At 56.2% G+C, this 19,846-nt stretch carries 18 protein-coding genes; 5 read left to right on the forward strand and 13 right to left on the reverse strand.

What is annotated here, in order from left to right:
* Window positions 1–8 precede the first annotated feature (8 nt).
* Together gspE and hofC are read left to right on the forward strand one after the other, a co-directional pair.
* Complete coding sequence (gene gspE, locus I6L58_RS08670; protein ID WP_088208872.1) at window positions 9–1,391, forward strand: type II secretion system protein GspE; 1,383 nt, start codon at window positions 9–11, stop codon at window positions 1,389–1,391.
* The gene (gene hofC / locus I6L58_RS08675; RefSeq protein ID WP_088208871.1) at window positions 1,381–2,577 is read left to right on the forward strand and encodes a protein transport protein HofC; all 1,197 of its coding nucleotides are present in this window, start codon (window positions 1,381–1,383) and stop codon (window positions 2,575–2,577) included. The genes gspE and hofC overlap by 11 nt, the downstream gene beginning before the upstream one ends.
* Before the next feature lie 31 nt (window positions 2,578–2,608).
* Here hofC and I6L58_RS08680 read toward each other — a convergent pair whose 3' ends face one another.
* On the reverse strand, window positions 2,609–3,652 hold the full coding sequence (locus I6L58_RS08680) for a GMP reductase (RefSeq protein WP_088208870.1): 1,044 nt from the start codon (window positions 3,650–3,652) through the stop codon (window positions 2,609–2,611).
* Between the two features lie 228 nt (window positions 3,653–3,880).
* Between I6L58_RS08680 and coaE the strand changes: the two genes are divergently transcribed.
* Genes coaE through yacG form a run of 3 tightly spaced genes read left to right on the forward strand, consistent with a single transcriptional unit; the run spans window position 3,881 to window position 5,448 of the window.
* Entirely contained in the window at window positions 3,881–4,501 is a 621-nt protein-coding gene (gene coaE / locus I6L58_RS08685) for a dephospho-CoA kinase (protein ID WP_088208869.1), read from the forward strand.
* Window positions 4,501–5,244, forward strand: a complete 744-nt coding sequence (gene zapD, locus I6L58_RS08690) for a cell division protein ZapD (protein WP_042320460.1) — start codon at window positions 4,501–4,503, stop codon at window positions 5,242–5,244. The genes coaE and zapD overlap by 1 nt, the downstream gene beginning before the upstream one ends.
* A 9-nt stretch (window positions 5,245–5,253) precedes the next feature.
* Window positions 5,254–5,448 carry a DNA gyrase inhibitor YacG gene (yacG, locus tag I6L58_RS08695; protein ID WP_006173828.1) on the forward strand — a complete coding sequence of 65 codons (195 nt, stop codon included), beginning with the start codon at window positions 5,254–5,256 and terminating at the stop codon, window positions 5,446–5,448.
* Window position 5,449: 1 nt separating this feature from the next.
* Here yacG and mutT read toward each other — a convergent pair whose 3' ends face one another.
* The 12 genes from mutT to murD form a co-directional block, all read right to left on the reverse strand.
* Complete coding sequence (gene mutT / locus I6L58_RS08700) at window positions 5,450–5,842, reverse strand: 8-oxo-dGTP diphosphatase MutT (protein ID WP_088208915.1); 393 nt, start codon at window positions 5,840–5,842, stop codon at window positions 5,450–5,452.
* A 57-nt stretch (window positions 5,843–5,899) separates the two neighbouring features.
* On the reverse strand, window positions 5,900–8,605 hold the full coding sequence (gene secA, locus I6L58_RS08705) for a preprotein translocase subunit SecA (RefSeq protein ID WP_042319257.1): 2,706 nt from the start codon (window positions 8,603–8,605) through the stop codon (window positions 5,900–5,902).
* A gap of 60 nt (window positions 8,606–8,665) precedes the next feature.
* On the reverse strand, window positions 8,666–9,169 hold the full coding sequence (gene secM, locus I6L58_RS08710) for a secA translation cis-regulator SecM (protein ID WP_042320467.1): 504 nt from the start codon (window positions 9,167–9,169) through the stop codon (window positions 8,666–8,668).
* Window positions 9,170–9,447: 278 nt separating this feature from the next.
* Window positions 9,448–10,365, reverse strand: a complete 918-nt coding sequence (gene lpxC / locus I6L58_RS08715) for a UDP-3-O-acyl-N-acetylglucosamine deacetylase (protein ID WP_006173839.1) — start codon at window positions 10,363–10,365, stop codon at window positions 9,448–9,450.
* A 101-nt stretch (window positions 10,366–10,466) separates the two neighbouring features.
* A complete protein-coding gene (gene ftsZ / locus I6L58_RS08720) occupies window positions 10,467–11,618 on the reverse strand; it encodes a cell division protein FtsZ (RefSeq protein WP_006173842.1) in 1,152 nt (383 codons plus the stop codon).
* A 63-nt stretch (window positions 11,619–11,681) separates the two neighbouring features.
* Complete coding sequence (gene ftsA / locus I6L58_RS08725; RefSeq protein WP_006173845.1) at window positions 11,682–12,938, reverse strand: cell division protein FtsA; 1,257 nt, start codon at window positions 12,936–12,938, stop codon at window positions 11,682–11,684.
* Window positions 12,935–13,774 (reverse strand): cell division protein FtsQ, encoded by an 840-nt coding sequence (gene ftsQ, locus I6L58_RS08730; RefSeq protein WP_088208868.1) that lies wholly within the window; start codon window positions 13,772–13,774, stop codon window positions 12,935–12,937. Before ftsQ ends, ftsA begins: the two co-directional genes overlap by 4 nt.
* Before the next feature lies 1 nt (window position 13,775).
* Window positions 13,776–14,696, reverse strand: coding sequence for a D-alanine--D-alanine ligase (locus I6L58_RS08735; protein ID WP_058609680.1), 921 nt, complete (start codon window positions 14,694–14,696; stop codon window positions 13,776–13,778).
* Window positions 14,689–16,164, reverse strand: coding sequence for a UDP-N-acetylmuramate--L-alanine ligase (murC, locus tag I6L58_RS08740; RefSeq protein WP_088208867.1), 1,476 nt, complete (start codon window positions 16,162–16,164; stop codon window positions 14,689–14,691). Before murC ends, I6L58_RS08735 begins: the two co-directional genes overlap by 8 nt.
* A gap of 59 nt (window positions 16,165–16,223) precedes the next feature.
* Window positions 16,224–17,288 carry an undecaprenyldiphospho-muramoylpentapeptide beta-N-acetylglucosaminyltransferase gene (murG, locus tag I6L58_RS08745; RefSeq protein WP_088208866.1) on the reverse strand — a complete coding sequence of 355 codons (1,065 nt, stop codon included), beginning with the start codon at window positions 17,286–17,288 and terminating at the stop codon, window positions 16,224–16,226.
* A complete protein-coding gene (gene ftsW / locus I6L58_RS08750; RefSeq protein ID WP_006173854.1) occupies window positions 17,285–18,529 on the reverse strand; it encodes a cell division protein FtsW in 1,245 nt (414 codons plus the stop codon). The genes murG and ftsW overlap by 4 nt, the downstream gene beginning before the upstream one ends.
* Window positions 18,529–19,845 carry a UDP-N-acetylmuramoyl-L-alanine--D-glutamate ligase gene (gene murD / locus I6L58_RS08755; protein WP_088208865.1) on the reverse strand — a complete coding sequence of 439 codons (1,317 nt, stop codon included), beginning with the start codon at window positions 19,843–19,845 and terminating at the stop codon, window positions 18,529–18,531. Before murD ends, ftsW begins: the two co-directional genes overlap by 1 nt.
* Window position 19,846: the final 1 nt, after the last annotated feature.

A 19,846-nucleotide genomic window follows, 5' to 3' on the forward strand; every position in this document is an offset into this window, starting at 1 on the left:
AGCCGAGGATGAATACCGAACAACTCACGGCGCTCTGTCAGCGCCACCATGCCCTGCTGTTGACCAGCGACAACGATATGATTGGCATTGCGGTGGTTGGCAATCCCGGGACGGAGCTGATGGAGGCGTTACGCTTCGCGACGCAAAAACGCATCGATATTGAATGCTGGACCACCGAGCGCATGGAAAAGCAGCGGCAGTTCGCCTCGCCTTCTCCGCTGCCAGCGATTCCCGCCGCTCGTACTGCGGTGGATGCCCTGAATAATACGCTGCGCGAGGCGCTAAGCCAGCGCGCCTCGGATATTCATATCGAACCGTCAGAACACGCCTGCCAGATCCGTTTACGTATCGATGGCGTGCTTTGCCCACAGCCGCCACTTGCGCCCGCGCTGGCGAACACGCTCATCGCCCGGCTAAAGGTCCTTGGAGATTTGGATATCGCCGAACGCCGTCTGCCGCAGGACGGGCAATTTACGGTCGAGCTGGCAGAGAAGCCCGTCTCTTTTCGTATCGCCACCCTTCCGTGCAGCGGCGGAGAAAAGATCGTCCTGCGCCTGCTGCATCAGGTCCAGCAGACGCTGGACGTGGGTCAACTTGGGATGAGTGCGGATCAGCTCGCGCGCTTCACCGACGCCCTGCACAAACCTCAGGGGCTGATTTTGGTCACCGGACCTACCGGCAGCGGCAAAACCGTCACGCTCTACAGTGCGCTGCAGGCACGTAACGCGCCTGAGGTGAATATTTGCAGCGTGGAGGACCCCATTGAAATTCCGCTCGCCGGGTTAAACCAGACGCAAATCAACCCGCGTGCGGGCTTAACCTTTCAGAGCGTGCTGCGGGCGCTGCTGCGCCAGGATCCGGACATCATCATGGTGGGGGAGATCCGCGATGGCGAAACGGCGGAAATTGCCATCAATGCCGCCCAAACAGGACACCTGGTTCTGTCCACGCTCCACACCAACTCAACGGCAGAAACGCTTGTCCGCCTGCAGCAAATCGGCGTTGCGCGCTGGACGATCTCCTCTGCCCTCTCGCTGGTTGTGGCTCAACGACTGGTTCGCCGCCTGTGCCCACACTGCCGGAAAGAGGCGAGCAGCAAAACGGACTTACCCCACTCGGTGTGGCCCCGGCCACTGCCGCGCTGGCTGCCCTCAGGCTGCGATCGCTGCTATCACGGTTTTTATGGCCGCGTGGCTATTTTTGAAGTGCTGGCGATCGACAATGCGTTACGTCAGGCAATCGCCAGCGGCGCAACGAGTGACATCATAAATGAGAGCGCCCGTCAGGCGGGTATGCTGTCGCTGTTTGAACACGGCTGCCTGGCCGTGGAGCAAGGGCTCACGACCGTCGAAGAGCTTCTGCGCGTGCTGGGAATGCCTGATGACTGCTAATCAGCTGTGGCAATGGCGGGCGCTGTCACACGACGGTGAACTGCAGCAAGGAACGCTGTGGGCGCAAAACCGCGAGGCGGCGTTTGCCACATTAATGCATAAAAACCTGCATCCGCTGGCGCTCAAGCGCCGCAGGTTACGCCAGCGCTGGCAGATCGATCACTGCTACGCTATTTTCCAGCAGCTCGCCACGCTGCTACAGGCGGGTCTGACCCTATCGCACAGCCTGGCGATGCTGGCACAGCAGCACCCTTTGCCGCAATGGCGGGCGTTACTGCAGGCCATTGCCGATGACCTCAGCGAAGGGTCTGCCTTCTCTGAGGCCCTAAAACAGTGGCCCGAGGTGTTTCCTCCGCTGTATGTCGCGATGATCAAAACGGGCGAGCTCACGGGTAAGCTGGAGACCTGCTGCCGCCAGCTTGCACAGCAGCAGAAGTCTCAGCAACTTCTGCGCGCAAAGGTGATGAAAGCGCTGCGCTACCCCATCATCATCCTGACGCTGGCCGCAGCGGTGGTACTGGCGATGGTTACGCTGGTCCTGCCGGAGTTCGCCGCCATCTACAGCACATTCAATACGCCGCTCCCCTGGCTGACGCAGAGTGTAATGCGCTTGTCGGCGTTCATTCAGCATCATGCGGTCGTACTGATCGTTCTGTTCATTACCCCTTTTATCGGCGCGTATGGCCTCAGGCGGCATCCTCTATGTCAACAATTCAGCCAGCGTCTGTTGCTGCGTTTACCGGTCCTGGGTGCGCTGGCACGGGGGCAAAAACTGGGACAGATCTTTACCGTTCTGACGCTGACCCAGCAGGCAGGCATCGCCTTTTTACACGGTATGGAAAGCGCGGCGGAGACCGTTGAAAGCCTGTTCTGGCAAGAGCTACTGACGGGGATCCGTGAAGATGTCGCGCAGGGGTCGCCTGTCTGGTCTGCATTTCAGAAGTCAGGTGTGTTTACGCCCCTGTGCATTCAGCTGGTTCGCACCGGCGAAATCTCGGGTGCGCTCGACGCGATGCTGGCAAACCTGGCACGTCATCATACGGAGCAAACGCTCCAGCAGGCGGACAACCTGGCGGCGCTTCTTGAGCCTTTACTGCTGATCGTGACGGGGGTGATTATCGGGACGCTGGTGGTGGCGATGTACCTGCCGATTTTTCATCTGGGCGATGCGATGAGCGCGGGATAGCGCTGGCGCAAGGATGCGCCAGCGAAAGCCATTACAGGCTGTTGAATACGCGGTTTTCCTGTTCCTGAACGCGAATAAACGTCGTGCGTTTCGTCAGCTCTTTCAGGCGGGAGGCACCCACGTAGGTGCAGGCAGAACGCAGGCCGCCGAGAATATCACGCGCCGTGTTTTCTACCGGGCCGCGCAGTGACAGCTTAACGGTTTTGCCTTCTGCCGCGCGGTATTTTGCCACGCCGCCGACATGACGCGTCATCGCGGACTCAGAGCTCATGCCGTAGAACAGCATAAATTTCTCACCGTTTTCTTCCACCACGGTACCGCCGCTCTCTTCATGGCCTGCCAGCATACCGCCAAGCATCACGAAATCAGCGCCGCCGCCGAAAGCTTTAGCCACATCGCCCGGCATGGTGCAGCCACCGTCGCTGATGATCTGCCCGCCAAGGCCGTGCGCCGCATCCGCGCACTCAATCACCGCAGACAGCTGCGGATAACCGACGCCGGTTTTCACACGCGTGGTGCAGACAGAACCCGGGCCAATGCCCACTTTCACGATATCCGCGCCGGAGAGGATCAGCTCTTCACACATTTCGCCGGTCACCACGTTGCCCGCGATGATGGTTTTTGTCGGCCAGGCTTCACGCGCTTTGCTGACGAACTGAACGAAGTGTTCTGAATAACCATTCGCGACATCAATACAAACAAAATTCAGCGCCGGGTTGGCATTCAGGATCTGTTTGGTTTTCTCGAAATCAGCATCGGACGTGCCGGTAGAGACCATCACATGCTTAATCACTTCATCAGAGGCAGCAGCGACAAATTCGTTCCACTCTTCCGGGCTATAGTGCTTATGCACGGCGGTCAGCACGTCAAATTTGGCCAGCGCTGTTGCCATGGCAAAGGTACCCACCGTGTCCATATTGGCCGCGATAATAGGCACGCCAGACCAGGTCTGACCGGAGTGTTTAAAGGTGAATTGACGATCGAGTTCAACGTCTGAGCGACTTTTCAGCGTAGAGCGTTTAGGGCGGATAAGAACGTCTTTGAAACCTAACTTCAGATCTTCTTCGATACGCATGTGCGGATTCCTGGGGTTAGAGGCAAAAATGTTAAAAGCACAACTCCAGTGACGTTATCATACGCACTAATACCTGCTCCGCAAGACTGCGAAAATCTCTTTTTTTACGCTACAATCCTATAAATTTACCTGAGAAAAGGCGGGTAAAGGGAGCGAAACATCGCATGCAGCATGTTTGAATTTCAAGCAACTGATTTTAAAAATGAATAATTCCCAGGATTTGATTTAATGGGGTACATCGTCGCATTAACCGGCGGCATCGGTAGTGGTAAAAGTACCGTTGCGAACGCGTTTTCTCGTCTGGGCATCACGATAATCGATGCCGATATTATTGCCCGTCAGGTGGTAGAGCCGAATACACCAGCGCTAAAAGCCATCAAAACGCATTTCGGCAGCCGCATCCTCAATGCGGATGGCACGCTTAACCGCCGGCAGCTTCGCGAATACATTTTTTCTGATTCTTCAGAAAAAGTCTGGCTTAATGCCCTGCTCCACCCCATTATCCACCAGGAAACCCAGCGTCAGATCGCTGAAGCACGCTCGCCCTATGTTCTGTGGGTTGTCCCGCTGTTGGTCGAAAACCAGCTGCAGAAAAAAGCCGACAGAGTTCTGGTGATCGACGTGTCTCCCGAGACGCAGATCCAGCGCACCATGGCCCGCGACAATGTTTCGCGCGAGCATGCTGAACATATTCTTGCCGCTCAGGCCACGCGCGATGCGCGCCTTGCCGTAGCGGATGATGTTATTGATAATAACGGCGCACCAGATGCCATTGCATCGGATGTTGCCCGCCTGCATGAGCAGTATCTGTCGTTCGCCGCGCAGGCCGTTGCACAGGAAAAACCATGATGTCGACCCATATCCTTTTTGAGCATCCACTTAATGAAAAAATGCGCACCTGGCTGCGTATTGAGTTTTTGCTCCAACAGCTTTCACATCACCCCTCTATTAGCGACCATGCCGCGGCACTGCACTTCTTCCGCAATATTGGCGACTTGCTGGATGTGATTGAACGCGGTGATGTTCGCACGGAATTGCTGAAAGAGCTGGAGCGCCAGCAGCGTAAATTACAGGCGTGGGCAGAGGTGCCTGGCGTTGACCAGAGCCGCATCGATTCGCTTCGTCAGCAGTTGAAAAACAGCAGTACGATCCTGATGGGCGCACCGCGCGTCGGGCAATTTTTACGTGAAGATCGCCTCATCGCCCTGGTCCGCCAGCGTCTGAGTATTCCGGGCGGCTGCTGCAGCTTTGACCTGCCGACGCTTCACATGTGGCTGCACATGCCGCAGGCGCAACGTGACGCGCAGGTGCACAGCTGGCTGGCAAGCCTGGATCCAATGAATCAGGCCCTGACGCTGGTGCTCGATCTTATCCGCAACTCGGCCCCTTTCCGCAAGCAGACCAGCCTCAACGGGTTCTATCAGGATAACGGCGACGACGCGGATCTGCTGCGCCTCAATCTCTCTCTTGGCGAGCAGCTCTATCCGCAAATTTCCGGCCATAAAAGCCGTTTTGCGATCCGCTTTATGCCGCTCGACAGCGAAAATGGCACCGTACCGGAGCGCCTTGATTTTGAACTGGCCTGTTGTTAAGGAGTGCCCGTGACTGACATTACTACCGTAAGCTGCCCCACCTGTGGGAAAACCGTTGTCTGGGGCGAAATCAGCCCGTTTCGCCCGTTCTGCTGCAAGCGCTGCCAGCTGATAGACCTTGGCGAATGGGCCGCGGAAGAGAAACGCATCCCGAGTGAAGGCGATCTTTCTGACAGCGACGACTGGAGCGAAGAGCAGCGGTAAGTTAACCGCCCTCTACTAACCGGGTGATCACGGGCGCATTGGCGGGTGGGAATTTTTCCGCATCACTCGCCTGAAGAGCAACCCAGTTACCCGGTTGCCCCTCTTTGCCCCAGGGCTCGCCTTCCCAGTTTTCCACCAGCCAGAACCACAGCGTAACGTGGCGATCCGGAAACTGATACTCCAGCTTATCAAACAGCGTAGCGCCCAGCGCGGTGATACCCACCTCTTCCTGAAGCTCGCGCACCAGCGCCTGTTCCGGCGTTTCGCCTGACTCTATTTTCCCGCCAGGAAACTCCCACTTATTCGCCATATGGGCGTCGGCGGCACGCTGGGTAATGAAGATCTGATGTTGCGGGTTGCGGATAATCCCGACGGCGATTTGCAAAGTTTTCATCATGTCGCTTCCATAAAAAAGGCGCAGTAATCTGCGCCTTTTCAGTGTGTAAACGTCTTAGCTCAGGCGGCCGTGGCACGCCTTGTATTTTTTGCCTGAACCACATGGGCATGGGTCATTACGGCCCACTTTACGATCGCCTGTCTGCGCGGCAATCGCTTCCGCCGCTTCGCTCTCGTCAGTCTGGTGGCTCAGCTGCTGCATCTGGGCCAGACGCTCGGCCTCTTCGCGACGCTGCTCTTCCATCGCTTCCACTTCTTCAGGCATACGTACCTGAACTTTGCTCAGGGTGCTGATCACTTCATACTTCAGCGACTCCAGCATGGCGGCAAACATGGAGAAGGATTCGCGCTTGTACTCCTGCTTCGGATCTTTCTGCGCATAGCCGCGCAGATGAATACCCTGACGCAGGTAGTCCATCGCCGCCAGGTGCTCTTTCCACAGGGAGTCGAGCGTTTGCAGCATCACGCCTTTCTCGAAGTGACGCATCATCTCTGCGCCAACCACCTCTTCTTTGCGCTTATACACTTCCAGCGCGTGCTCAAAGATACGCTCACGCAGCGTCTCTTCGTGCAGCTCAGGTTCTTTGTCCAGCCACTCTTTGATTGGCAGATCGAGGTCGAAGTCGTTTTTCAGACGTTCCTGCAGGCCTTCGATATCCCACATCTCCTCCAGAGATTGCGGTGGAATATGGCCGTCGATGGTTGCCTTGAAGACATCTTCACGGATGCTGTTAATGGTTTCGCTTACGTCGGACACGTCCAGCAGTTCGTTACGCTGGGTGTAGATTGCACGGCGCTGGTCGTTGGCCACGTCATCATATTCCAGCAGCTGCTTACGAATATCGAAGTTACGGCTTTCCACTTTACGCTGGGCGTTCGCAATCGCTTTGGTTACCCATGGGTGCTCGATCGCTTCGCCTGGTTTCATCCCCAGTTTACGCATCATGCCGGACACGCGGTCAGAGGCGAAAATACGCATCAGCGCATCTTCCATAGACAGATAGAAACGGGAAGAACCGGCATCACCCTGACGACCCGCACGGCCACGCAGCTGGTTATCGATACGACGAGATTCGTGACGTTCGGTACCGATGATATGCAAGCCGCCTGAAGCCAGAACGGCATCGTGACGCACCTGCCAGTCGGCTTTGATCTGCGCAATCTGCTCTGGCGTTGGGTTTTCCAGTTCAGCGACTTCTGCCTGCCAGCTACCGCCGAGCATGATGTCGGTACCGCGACCCGCCATGTTGGTGGCGATGGTAACGGCTCCCGGATAGCCCGCCTGCGCAACGATATCCGCTTCTTTTGCGTGGAACTTGGCGTTCAGAACGTTGTGTTTGATGCCCGCTTTGGTCAGCTCGTTTGAAACCACTTCGGATTTCTCGATGGAGATGGTCCCCACCAGCACCGGCTGGCCTGCAGCGGTACGATCGCGAATATCTTCGATGATCGCCTGAATTTTTTCTGCTTCGGTCATGTAGACCAGATCCGGCATGTCCTTACGGATCATTGGACGGTTGGTCGGTACCACCACGGTATCCAGCTTGTAGATGGAGCTGAATTCAAACGCTTCGGTATCCGCAGTACCGGTCATCCCGGCCAGCTTCTCATACAGACGGAAGTAGTTCTGGAAGGTGATGGAGGCCAGCGTCTGGTTTTCGTTCTGGATCTCTACGCCTTCTTTGGCTTCAACGGCCTGGTGCAGACCATCGGACCAGCGACGGCCCTGCATGGTGCGGCCAGTGTGTTCGTCAACGATGATCACTTCACCGTCTTTCACGATGTAGTCAACGTCGCGGGTGAACAGCGCGTGGGCGCGCAGCGCCGCCGTCACATGGTGCATCAGCATGATGTTGGTCGGAGAGTACAGCGACTCACCCTCTTCCATAATGCCCTGTTCAACCAGCAATTCTTCAATCTGAACCAGACCGCGCTCGGTCAGGTTAACCTGACGTGCTTTTTCATCCACGGAGAAGTGACCTTCACCCTGGAAGGTGTCGGAGTCTTCTTTTTCCTGACGCAGGAGGTGCGGAATGATTTTATCGACTTTGCGGTACATCTCGGAGCTGTCTTCGGCCGGGCCGGAGATGATCAGCGGGGTACGCGCCTCATCGATCAGGATGGAGTCCACCTCATCCACCAGCGCATAGTGCAGTTTACGCTGTACGCGCTCTTCCGGGCTGAACGCCATGTTGTCACGCAGGTAGTCGAAACCGTATTCGTTGTTGGTACCGTACGTGATGTCCGCGTTATAGGCTTCACGCTTGGCCGGAGCAGGCAGACCGGACATGTTGATGCCCACGGTCAGGCCCAGGAACTCGAACAGCGGGCGGTTGTTTTCGGCGTCACGCTGTGCCAGATAGTCGTTGACGGTAACCACGTGAACGCCTTTACCGGTCAGCGCATTCAGGTAAGCTGGCAGCGTTGCGGTCAGAGTTTTACCTTCACCGGTACGCATTTCCGCGATGCAGCGTTCGTTGAGCACCATACCGCCCAGCAGCTGAACGTCGAAGTGGCGCATGCCGAATACGCGCTTACTGGCTTCACGCACAACGGCGAAAGCTTCCGGAATCAGGCTTTCTAAGGTTTCACCTTTCTCCAGACGTGCACGGAATTCCACGGTCTTGGCTTTCAGCTCATCATCAGACAGCTTCTCCATCGCCGGTTCCATGCCATTGATAACGGAGACAGCTTTGCGCATACGGCGCAGGGTACGATCGTTACGACTACCAAAAACTTTGGTTAATAATTTGATTAGCATAATAAATTCTCAAACGCCCCAGTGCGGGCAGATAAATTAAGGTATTGAAAAAGGGTTAATTTAGCTGAGGCGCTGAGGCCCGGCGCGAATACCGTGGGCCTGGCTGATCCATGAGGAAACAGAGAATGTGGCGGGAGAAACGAACGCAACGTGCGTCTTCTGGCGTACCGCAACCGGCGGCTGGCTATCCTGCGTCAGCAGGGCATTGAGCGTGTCCAGCAGAGCAAGGTGCTGTACCTGAGCAGGCAGCGCCTGTTCCGCCACCGGCATCGTCTGCGGTGCCATTGCGAATGACAGATGACGAATAACCGTGCGGATGGCGTGCTGGTGCCAGTAATCAACCGAGTAATTAGGCCGGCGATTGGCTTCAAGCCACGCGAGGTTAGTAATGTTAACCCGCGTGCTGAGATCGTGTTTACTGGTGGAAGCTTTGGTTGGCGTGTCCGCCTGAGCGCTGTTGCTGAGCGCAGGCAAGCCGAGGCTTGCCGCGACCATCCCTAATAAGAGATGCGGCCAGAAATAACGTCTGCCAAATTGTCGCCAGCGCGTCAGTATTCCGCTCACCTGCTCCACCACATAAGCCAGCCTGATACAGGCCGGGATCAATTATTCTTTTAGCGCCCAGATATTACCACTAAAGCCAATGCACATCAGCAGGAATGACGAGTTGCAGCGAGGAAAAACGGTCAAGAATGCAGCTAACGCACGGATTTTCAGCGCCAGACAAAGGCGACAGGAAAACGGGAACAGATCTGAGAAAGGTAAAAATAAAAACGACTGGTTTCCCTGGCCGGAGAGAGTACCAGGTTAACCAGTCGATTTTTCACGCAACGGATTGAGCGTTACGCCAGGACCGTATTGGGTGCTTTGAACGCCAGCGGCAGTTCTGCTTCGTCTTCGAAGGTCACATATTCCCAGGCTTCCTGTTTCGCCAGGACGGCCTGCAACAATTTGTTGTTCAGCGCATGACCGGATTTAAACGCGGTAAATGCACCAATGATATTGTGACCACACATGAAGAGGTCGCCGATAGCATCCAGCATTTTGTGACGAACGAATTCATCTTCAAAACGCAGGCCGTCTTCGTTCAGTACGCGATAATCGTCAACAACGATGGCACAATCGAAGCTGCCGCCCAGGCACAAACCACGGGACTGCAGATATTCGATATCACGCATGAAGCCAAACGTACGAGCACGACTGATCTGGCGCATAAACGCATCAGCAGAGAAGTTCATCGCATAGCGTTGGGTACTGGCATCAATCGCCGGATGGTTAAAGTCGATGGTAAAGTCCAACGAGAAACCATTGTACGGTTTGAATTCAGCCCACTTGTCGCCATCCTGGACACGAACGGTCTCTTTGATGCGAACAAATTTCTTCGCGCAGTTCAGTTCTTCGATGCCGGCATCCAGCAACAGATAAACGAACGGAGCAGCACTACCATCCATAATCGGGATTTCTGGCGCATCGACTTCAACCATAATGTTGTCGATACCCAGACCCGCCAGGGCGGCGTTCAAGTGCTCTACGGTAGAAATCCGCACGTCATGCTCATTCACCAGGCAAGTACAGAGCATAGTATCACGCACAGATTTGGCATCGGCCGGAAAATCTACCGGTGGATTCAAGTCGGTGCGACGATAGATGACCCCGGTATTGGCCGGCGCAGGGCGTAACGTCAGTGTGACTTTCTTGCCGGTATGTAAACCGACACCTGTCGCCTGAACGATACGTTTAAGTGTCCTTTGTTTGATCATCGTATAATCTCGCCAAATTAACTATCCAACCGAAAGTGTATATCACTAACGGTGGGCCAGTTTAGCACAAAGAGCGAAAATCCCCAAATTCCAGCCAATTCTTAGTCAGCTTGCTTACGCAGGAACGCCGGGATGTCCAGATAATCTGGCTCTTTCGCGGTTTGTGGCGTGTTATCGTTAACCACTTTCGCGGCTGGTTTTTGCTCTTGCGTCAGCGGAGCCATACCGTGCTGCTGGTAACGATCCATTACCGGCTGCTGAGTCTGTTTATTGGTCACCAGGGTGATCTCAGGACGCTTGTCCATACCGATACCGGTGGCAACAACCGTTACGCGCAGCTCGTCGTTCATTTCCGGGTCAAGGGATGTACCGATAACCACGGTTGCGTTGTCGGACGCGAACGCACGGATGGTGTTACCCACGGTTTCGAACTCATCCAGACGCAGGTCAAAGCCAGCGGTAATGTTGACCAGTACGCCGCGCGCGCCGGACAGATCGATATCTTCCAGCAGTGGAGAAGAGATCGCCATTTCAGCCGCTTCTTCCGCACGGTCTTCACCGCTTGCCACGCCAGAGCCCATCATCGCGTAGCCCATTTCGGACATCACGGTGCGAACGTCTGCAAAGTCAACGTTCATCAGGCCAGGACGGGTAATCAGTTCAGCGATACCCTGGACTGCGCCTTTCAGCACGTCGTTTGCCGCGCCAAAGGCGTCAAGCAGGGAGATACCGCGCCCCAGAACTTTCAACAGCTTGTCGTTCGGGATAGTAATCAGAGAGTCCACGTGCTTGGACAGCTCGGTGATACCCTGCTCCGCGAAAGCCATACGCTTCTTGCCTTCAAAGTTGAAAGGCTTGGTCACGACGGCAACGGTCAGAATACCTAAATCTTTAGCCACTTCTGCCACAACAGGCGCTGCACCGGTGCCGGTACCGCCGCCCATGCCCGCTGCGATGAAGACCATGTCTGCACCGTCCAGCGCGGCACGCAGGGCTTCACGATCTTCTTCAGCGGCGTTACGACCGACTTCAGGGTTAGCCCCTGCACCCAGACCTTTGGTGATGCCACCACCGATCTGAATCGTCTGGCCTACGGCCGTCTTACGCAGTGCCTGTGCATCGGTGTTAACTGCGAAAAATTCAACACCTTCAATGCGCTCGCGCACCATATGCTCTACGGCGTTACCGCCGCCGCCACCGACGCCGATGACTTTAATCACCGCGTCGTTGGTCAGTTCCATAGGTTCAAACATAATTTCTCTCTCCGTTGTGCCTGTCGCCCGAGACCGCTAATTCTCTCCGGTCTCTTAAAAAAATTAAAACTCTTTTCGCAACCAGTTGTTCAGTCGTTTGACCCACGACCCCACTGATACGCGTTTTTCCACTTCTGCTTCACCACTCAGATGGGATTCTTTCCCGTAGTGCAGCAGGCCCACGGCCGTTGAATAGTACGGCTCCTGAGCATAATCCGTTAACCCGGTGATATTCAGCGGCGCACCAATACGCACCTGCGTATGGAACACGCGCTGAGCGCAGGCCGCAAGACCTTCAATTTGCGCTGCCCCGCCGGTTAATACAATCCCCGCCGCGAGATGGTGTTTCACACCCTGCTGGCGAAGCTGCTCCTGCAACTGCAAAATCTCTTCGTTAACCAGGTTGAGCAGCTCGGTATAGCGCGGCTCAATCACCTCTGCCAACGTCTGGCGCTGAAGGCTGCGCGGCGGACGACCGCCTACGCTCGGTACTTCAACGCTCTCATCTTTACCTACGATAGAGCCCAGTGCACAACCGTGGCGCACTTTAATCGCTTCTGCATCACTCGGTGGCGTACCAAAAGCGTAAGCAATATCGCTGGTCACAACGTTCCCTGCGTACGGGATCACTTTGGTGTGGCGCAACGCACCGCCGGTATAGACGGCCATGTCCATTGTACCACCACCAATATCGACCACACAGACGCCCAGTTCACGTTCATCTTCGGTCAGCACAGAATAGCTTGCGGCCAGACCGGCGAAAATAAGTTGGTCAACTTTCAGACCACAACGTTCAACGGCTTTTACAATGTTCTTCGCCATATCGTTGTGACATGTGATCAGGTGCACTTTTGCCTGCATACGCACGCCGGAAAGACCGACCGGATTCTTGATCCCTTCCTGATAGTCGATCGCATATTCCTGTGGGATCACATGCAGCACGCGATGTTCATCGCGCACGCGCACGGACTTCGCCGTATGCACAACGTTTTCAACGTCTTCCTGCGTCACTTCTTCTTCTGAAATCGGCACCATACCAATTTCGTTCTGGCAGCTGATGTGCTTGCCAGACAGGGCCAGATAGACAGAAGAAATCTGGCAATCGGCCATCAGTTCAGCCTGGTCGATGGCGCGCTGAACGCATTTCACCACCGACTCAAGGTCGTTTACCCCACCTTTGTCCATACCCCTGGACGGGCAACTGCCCACGCCAATGATATTGACCATACCGTCGGGCAGAACTTCCCCTACTAAAGCGGCAACCTTTGCGGTGCCAATCTCCAGTCCAACTACCAGTTTTCTGTCCGTCGCCTTGATCATTGTTGTTTTGCCTGTACCTGTGCCTGATTCTGTTGCTGATTAGGTTCCTCGACCGGAGCCGGCTCCCAACCGACTGCTGCGCCTGAGTCATAGCGCAAATCAACGTAGCTTATCCGTTTGCCGTCCGTCTGCGCCTGCTGTTGTAAAACCGGGTAAAGTTCTACAAAACGCGCCAGACGTTTCATTGTGTCGCCGCGACCAAGGTTAAGCTTAATGCCGTTCGTTAACGTCAACTGCCATGAGCGGCGCGCCGTCATCGCTGCCTCTTTTAACGTAAAGCGGTCCTTAGCCAGCACTTGGCCCATATCACGAAAACCCTGCAACACTTCGTTTTCGCTACCTTCCGGGCCATACAACATCGGTAAATTTTGCTTGCTGACACGATCGCTCGGCACGCTGAAGGAATTTCCATCCACGTCTACCATGTGCTGATCATTCCAACGCGCAATGGGCACATATTCAACCAGATGAATCTTCAATTCATCAGGCCATTGCTTTCTGACGCTCGCCTGTTTTATCCACGGCAGACGTTCAATCTGACTCTGAATGATGTTCACATCCTGAGTCATAAAGGTGCCGGGCGAGCCCAGCGCCAGGATCGACTGGCGAATATCATCGTTACGCGTGTAGTGGCGCTCACCGGTCACTACCAGCTTCGAGAGCGGTAACCGCTGCGCATCTTCCATCCACCCCAGCACCATCCAGCCGCTGATAAACACGGTGCACAGCACCCCCAGCAGGAAAAGGATCCCTGCAAGACGCGTTCCATTACTCCGGCGCGAAGACGTGTATTCTTCTTCGTCGCGGTTGCGCGTGTTCAATGCAGCCTGAGACATATCAGCCCGCCTGGTCCAGTATGCGTACAACAAGCTGGGAGAAGCTCATGCCCGCCTGACGCGCCGCCATCGGCACAAGGCTGTGGCTGGTCATGCCCGGCGAGGTATTCGCTTCCAGCAGATAAAATTGCCCGTCACCGTCGAGCATCACGTCAATTCTTCCCCATCCCCGGCAGCCTAAAACAGTCCAGGCTTTAAGCACCAGAGCGCGTAAATCAGCCTCACGTTGATCTTCTAAACCTGATGGGCAAAAATATTGCGTCTCATCAGAGAGATACTTCGCCTCATAATCATAGAAGACGCCAGCGGGTTGGATGCGAATTGACGGTAAAATTTCTTCACCGAGCATCGCCACGGTATATTCTGGCCCGCTAAGCCATTTTTCGATTAAAACTTCTTCATCATGTTGAAATGCCAGTGCTAACGCGGCGGGTAAATCCCCCGCTTTATCGACTTTCGACATACCAACGCTCGACCCTTCACGGCTCGGCTTAACAATAACCGGTAACCCCAGCGCCGCAATGCGTCCATTAACGCTATCGTTAAGGCCCATTTCATATTCGCGACGCGTCAGGGCAACCCATGGCGCAACGGGTAAACCCGCGCCCTGCCACAGCAGTTTGCTGCGCAGTTTATCCATTGAGATCGCCGAGGCCATTACGCCGCTGCCGGTGTACGGCAGGCCGATGAGATCCAGCAGCCCTTGCAGGGTGCCGTCTTCACCGCCGCGGCCGTGCAGCGCGATAAAGACCTTATCAAAGCCCATCGCTTTCAGCTGCGTCACATCCACGTCTTTAGGATCGACCGGGTGCGCATCCACGCCGCCTTCACGCAGGCCCGCCAGTACGGCAGCGCCTGAGTTCAGGGAAACATCGCGTTCAGCGGATGTCCCGCCAAACAGGACCGCAATCTTATCAGCCATGACGCTCGTCCTCGTGAGTTTGCGGCTTCAGTTTGATTTCGGCTAAGGTACGGGCGATTTTGCCGATATTTCCCGCACCCTGAATCAGAATCAAATCGTTACCGGTCAGTACCGGTGCCAGAATTTCAGCCACCTGAGCGGGCTCTGGAACCAAAATAGGATCCACTTTACCGCGTCCACGAATGGTACGACACAAAGAACGGCTGTCTGCGCCCGGAATCGGAGTTTCACCTGCTGAATATACATCCAGCATGAGCAGCGTATCGACCTGAGACAATACGTTGGCGAAGTCGTCATATAGATCGCGGGTGCGCGTAAAGCGGTGCGGCTGGAAAATCATCACCAGGTTTTTGTCCGGCCAGCCAGCACGCGCGGCTTTGATCGTGGCATCGACTTCGGTCGGATGGTGACCGTAGTCGTCCACCAGCATGGCGCTCCCGGATTTACCGTTTACGGCATCCAGCGGGAACTCACCGAGGAAGTCGAAGCGACGACCTGTACCCTGGAAGCTCTCCAGCGCGCGCAGGATCGCCTCGTCATCAATGCCCTCTTCCGTCGCAACGGCTACTGCCGCCGCGGCGTTCAGGGCATTATGGCGCCCTGGCGCATTAAGGGTAACGTGCAGCAACTCTTTATCCTGACGGGCAAGCGTGAAATGCCCCTGCGCGCCAGATTGTTTGTACTCTTCCACCCGCACGTCAGCGTCTTCGCTAAAACCGTAGGTAGTGATTTGACGGCCAACACGCGGCAGCAGCTCGCGGATCACCGGATCGTCAACGCACATCACCGCACGACCATAAAACGGCAGATTGTGCAGGAAATTAATAAAGGTCTGTTTTAAATTTTCGAAGTCGCCCTGGTAGGTATCCATATGGTCGGCTTCGATATTGGTGACAATCGCCACCATCGGCTGCAGATGCAGGAACGACGCATCGCTTTCATCCGCTTCCGCAATCAGGTACCGGCTGTGGCCCAGACGCGCATGCACGCCCGCCGCTTTCACCAGGCCACCGTTAACAAACGTCGGATCCAGGCCCGCTTCTGCGTAGATGCTTGAAACCATCGCCGTGGTCGTGGTTTTTCCATGCGTACCGGCAACCGCAATGCCATGACGAAAACGCATCAGCTCCGCCAGCATTTCAGCACGGCGGATCACCGGAATGCGCGCTTCGTGCGCGGCAACGATTTCCGGGTTATCTGAAGAGATGGCGCTGGAGACAACAACCACGCTCGCATCGCTGACGTTTTCCGGGCGATGGTTAAAATAGATAGTCGCCCCAAGCGACGCCAGCTGCTGGGTGACCGGGTTTGGCGCCAGATCGGAACCACTGATCTGATAACCTTCGTTCGCCAACACTTCGGCAATACCGCCCATGCCAGCACCACCGATGCCAACAAAGTGAATGTGCCGGACGCGACGCATCTCGGGCACGATTGAACGCAGTTTTGCCAGTTGTTGTGTATTCATTCTCTAAACGCCATCGACTACTTTAAAAAATTCGTGCAGCGCAACACGCGCTGCGAGGGTTAAGCCCGGGCTGCCAGGCTCACTTCTTTTGCTACCCGTTCCGTCGCATCCGGGATGGCGGTCGCGCGCGCGCGTTCGGCCATCTTCAGCAATGCGTCTCTGTCCCAGCCCGCCAGAGTGGTGGCGACCGCATCGGCGGTAAATTGTGGCTGCTCAAAAATTTTGGCTGCTCCGGCTTTCTCAAGCGGCAGCGCATTCCAGTACTGCTGTCGGTCTTTGTGCTGGAACGGCACAAATAGCGCGGGTAAACCGGCGGCGGCGATTTCGCTCACCGTCAGTGCGCCAGAGCGACACACCACAACATCGGCCCAGGCGTAGGCTGCGGCCATGTCATCGATAAACTCCGTCACTTTATGCTGCGGCTGGCCGTGCTCTGCGTACAGCTGCTCTACCATCTGCTGAGCGCCTTTTCCGCTTTGATGCCAGATCGTCACGGCATCACCCAGCTTTGCGGCCGCCTGCGGCATCGTCTGGTTTAAAATACGCGCGCCCTGAGAGCCGCCGACGACAAGCACACGCACCGGCCCTTCACGGCCCGTCAGGCGAGCATCAGGCAGCGGCAGCGCCAGCACGTCCACGCGCACCGGGTTGCCCACAACGTCCGCTTTTGGAAATGCACCCGGGAAGGCCTGCATCACCTTGGTGGCGATTTTCGCCAGCCATTTGTTGGTCAGCCCGGCGATGCCGTTCTGCTCGTGCAGAACGACAGGAATGCCCAGCGACCATGCTGCCAGCCCGCCAGGACCCGAGACATAGCCGCCCATGCCCAGCACGACGTCGGGTTTAAAGCGTTTCATAATGGCGCGGGCCTGACGCCAGGCGTTGAAGATCCGCACCGGTGCCAGCAACTGCGCCTTGATACCTTTTCCGCGCAGGCCAGAAATACGAATAAAGTCGATCTCAATACCGTGCTTCGGTACCAGGTCGGCTTCCATGCGGTCTGCGGTTCCCAGCCAGCGTATCTGCCAGCCCTGATCCATTAAATGGTGCGCAACCGCAAGTCCGGGGAACACATGCCCGCCCGTACCGCCTGCCATCACCATTAACCGCTTCGGTTGATTCATCGTGAACCTCGTGTAAACGCCTGGGCTTTTTCCAGACGCGTTTCATAATCAATACGTAACAAGAACATGATCGCCGTCGACATAATCAACAGGCTGGAGCCACCATAACTGATTAACGGCAACGTCAGACCTTTGGTCGGCAGCATACCTGCTGCGGCCCCGACGTTAACCAATGCCTGGAAGCTAAACCAGATACCAATTGAGCAGGCCAGAAAACCTGAGAAGCGGTGATCGATTTCCAGCGCTTTCCGACCAATCGACATGGCGCGGAAAGCGACGAAGAATACCATTAATAGTGCCAATACCACACCGATATAACCCAGTTCTTCCCCAATAATGGAGAAGATGAAGTCGGTGTGCGCCTCAGGTAAATACTCCAGTTTTTGAACGGAGTTGCCCAGGCCTTGTCCCCAGACTTCGCCGCGGCCAAATGCCATCAGCGACTGCGTCAGCTGGTAGCCGCTGCCGAACGGGTCTTCCCACGGGTTCCAGAACGAGGTCACACGGCGAATACGGTATGGCTCAGCGAGGATCAGCAGTACCACTGCGGAAATCCCCATGCCGATAATCGCGATAAACTGCCACAGCTTCGCACCCGCCAGGAACAGCATCGCCAGCGTGGTCACGAACAGCACCACCACCGTCCCGAGGTCAGGCTGCGCCAGCAGCAGGATGGCGAGAACCAGAATCACGCCCATCGGTTTTAAGAAGCCACGAAGGTTGTTACGCACCTCGTCGACTTTACGCACCAGGTAGTTCGCCAGGTAACAGAAGAGCGAGAGCTTGGTGAACTCTGCTGGCTGAATACGCAGCGGACCAAAGGCAATCCAGCGCGATGCCCCGTTTACGGAGCTGCCGACAACCAGCACGATCAGCAGCATGATGATCGAGGCAATCAGCATCGCGGTACTGTGGCGCTGCCAGAACTCCATCGGCAGACGCAGGGTTATCATCGCCAGGCAGAACGCCAGAATAATGTACAGGCCGTCACGCTTGGCAAACAGGAAGGGATCGTTAGCCAGACGCTGCCCGACAGGCATCGATGCCGAGGTCACCATGATAAAGCCGATCGCCGCCAGCCCCAGCGTGAGCCAGAACAGCATGCGGTCGTACATCACCAGGCTATCGGAATCTTTGTCCCGGGAGGCCATGACCCAGCCTTTTAGCGCCGCGAACAGCCATACCAGGATGCCAAACCCCGGCAGACGCGGCATTCTCAGGCGAGGGAGAGAGAAACGCATCAGCCTAACTCCTTCGCCAGGCGGGTAAAGATATCGCCCCGCTGCTCAAAATTCTTGAATTGATCGAGGCTGGCGCAGGCCGGAGAAAGCAGCACCATATCGCCGGGCTGAACGCGCGGCGCAATCAGGCGCATCGCCTGCTCCATGGTCTCTGTTTGCTCGGCAATCTCAGGGCGCAGCTGTGCCAGCTCGCCGCCATCGCGTCCGAAACAGTACAGGCGGATGTTATCGCCCGCGAGGTACTGCTTCAGCGAGGAGAAATCGGCTGATTTGCCATCGCCACCCAGCAGCAGATGCAGCGTGCCGTCAACGTGCAGGCCATTCAGCGCGGCCTCGGTACTGCCGACGTTCGTGGCTTTGGAGTCGTTGATCCAGCGCACCCCGTTGTGCTCCAGCGCCAGCTGGAAACGGTGTGCCAGACCTGAATAAGTGGTCAGCGCCTGCAGGCTGGAAGAGCGCGGCAAGCCCACCGCATCCGCCAGCGCCAGCGCCGCCAGGGCGTTGGTATAGTTATGCTGGCCGGACAGTTTCATCTCTTTCACATTCAGCACTTTCTCACCCTTCACGCGCAGCCAGGTTTCGCCCAACTGACGGTTCAGGTGATAATCGCCCATAGTAATGCCAAAGCTGATACAACGATCGTCCGCGCCGCGCACCGGCATGGTGAGCGCATCATCGGCGTTGACCACGCAGACTTTGGCATTTTCATACACGCGCAGCTTGGCCGCGCGGTACTGCTGCAAACCAAACGGATAGCGATCCATATGATCTTCGGTCACGTTGAGGATCGTCGCCGCGGCGGCATGCAAACTGGTGGTGGTTTCCAGCTGGAAGCTGGAGAGTTCGAGCACGTACAGCTCGCAGCCTTTATCCAGCAGCATCAGCGCCGGCAGGCCGATATTCCCGCCCACGCCCACGTTCATGCCCGCGGCTTTTGCCATCTCGCCCACCAGCGTGGTGACGGTGCTTTTGCCGTTTGAACCGGTAATCGCAATGATGGGGGCCTGCGCTTCCCGGCAGAACAGTTCGATATCACCGACAATCTCAACGCCGGCATCGGCAGCAGCGCTTAACGAAGGGTGTGCCAGCGCCATACCCGGGCTGGCAACAATCAGATCGGCGGCCAGCAGCCAGTCATCATTCAGACCACCAAGGTGGCGTTCAACCGGCTCTGGCAGCGTGTCCAGACCCGGCGGAGAAACACGCGTATCCATCACCCGCGGCGTTACACCCCGCGCGAGGAAAAAGTCCACGCAGGAGAGGCCGGTCAGGCCTAACCCGATGATAACGACTTTTTTACCCTGGTAATCTGCCATG

Origin of the sequence: Enterobacter cancerogenus (genome assembly GCF_019047785.1) — a bacterium.
Taxonomy (GTDB): Bacteria; Pseudomonadota; Gammaproteobacteria; order Enterobacterales; family Enterobacteriaceae; genus Enterobacter; species Enterobacter cancerogenus.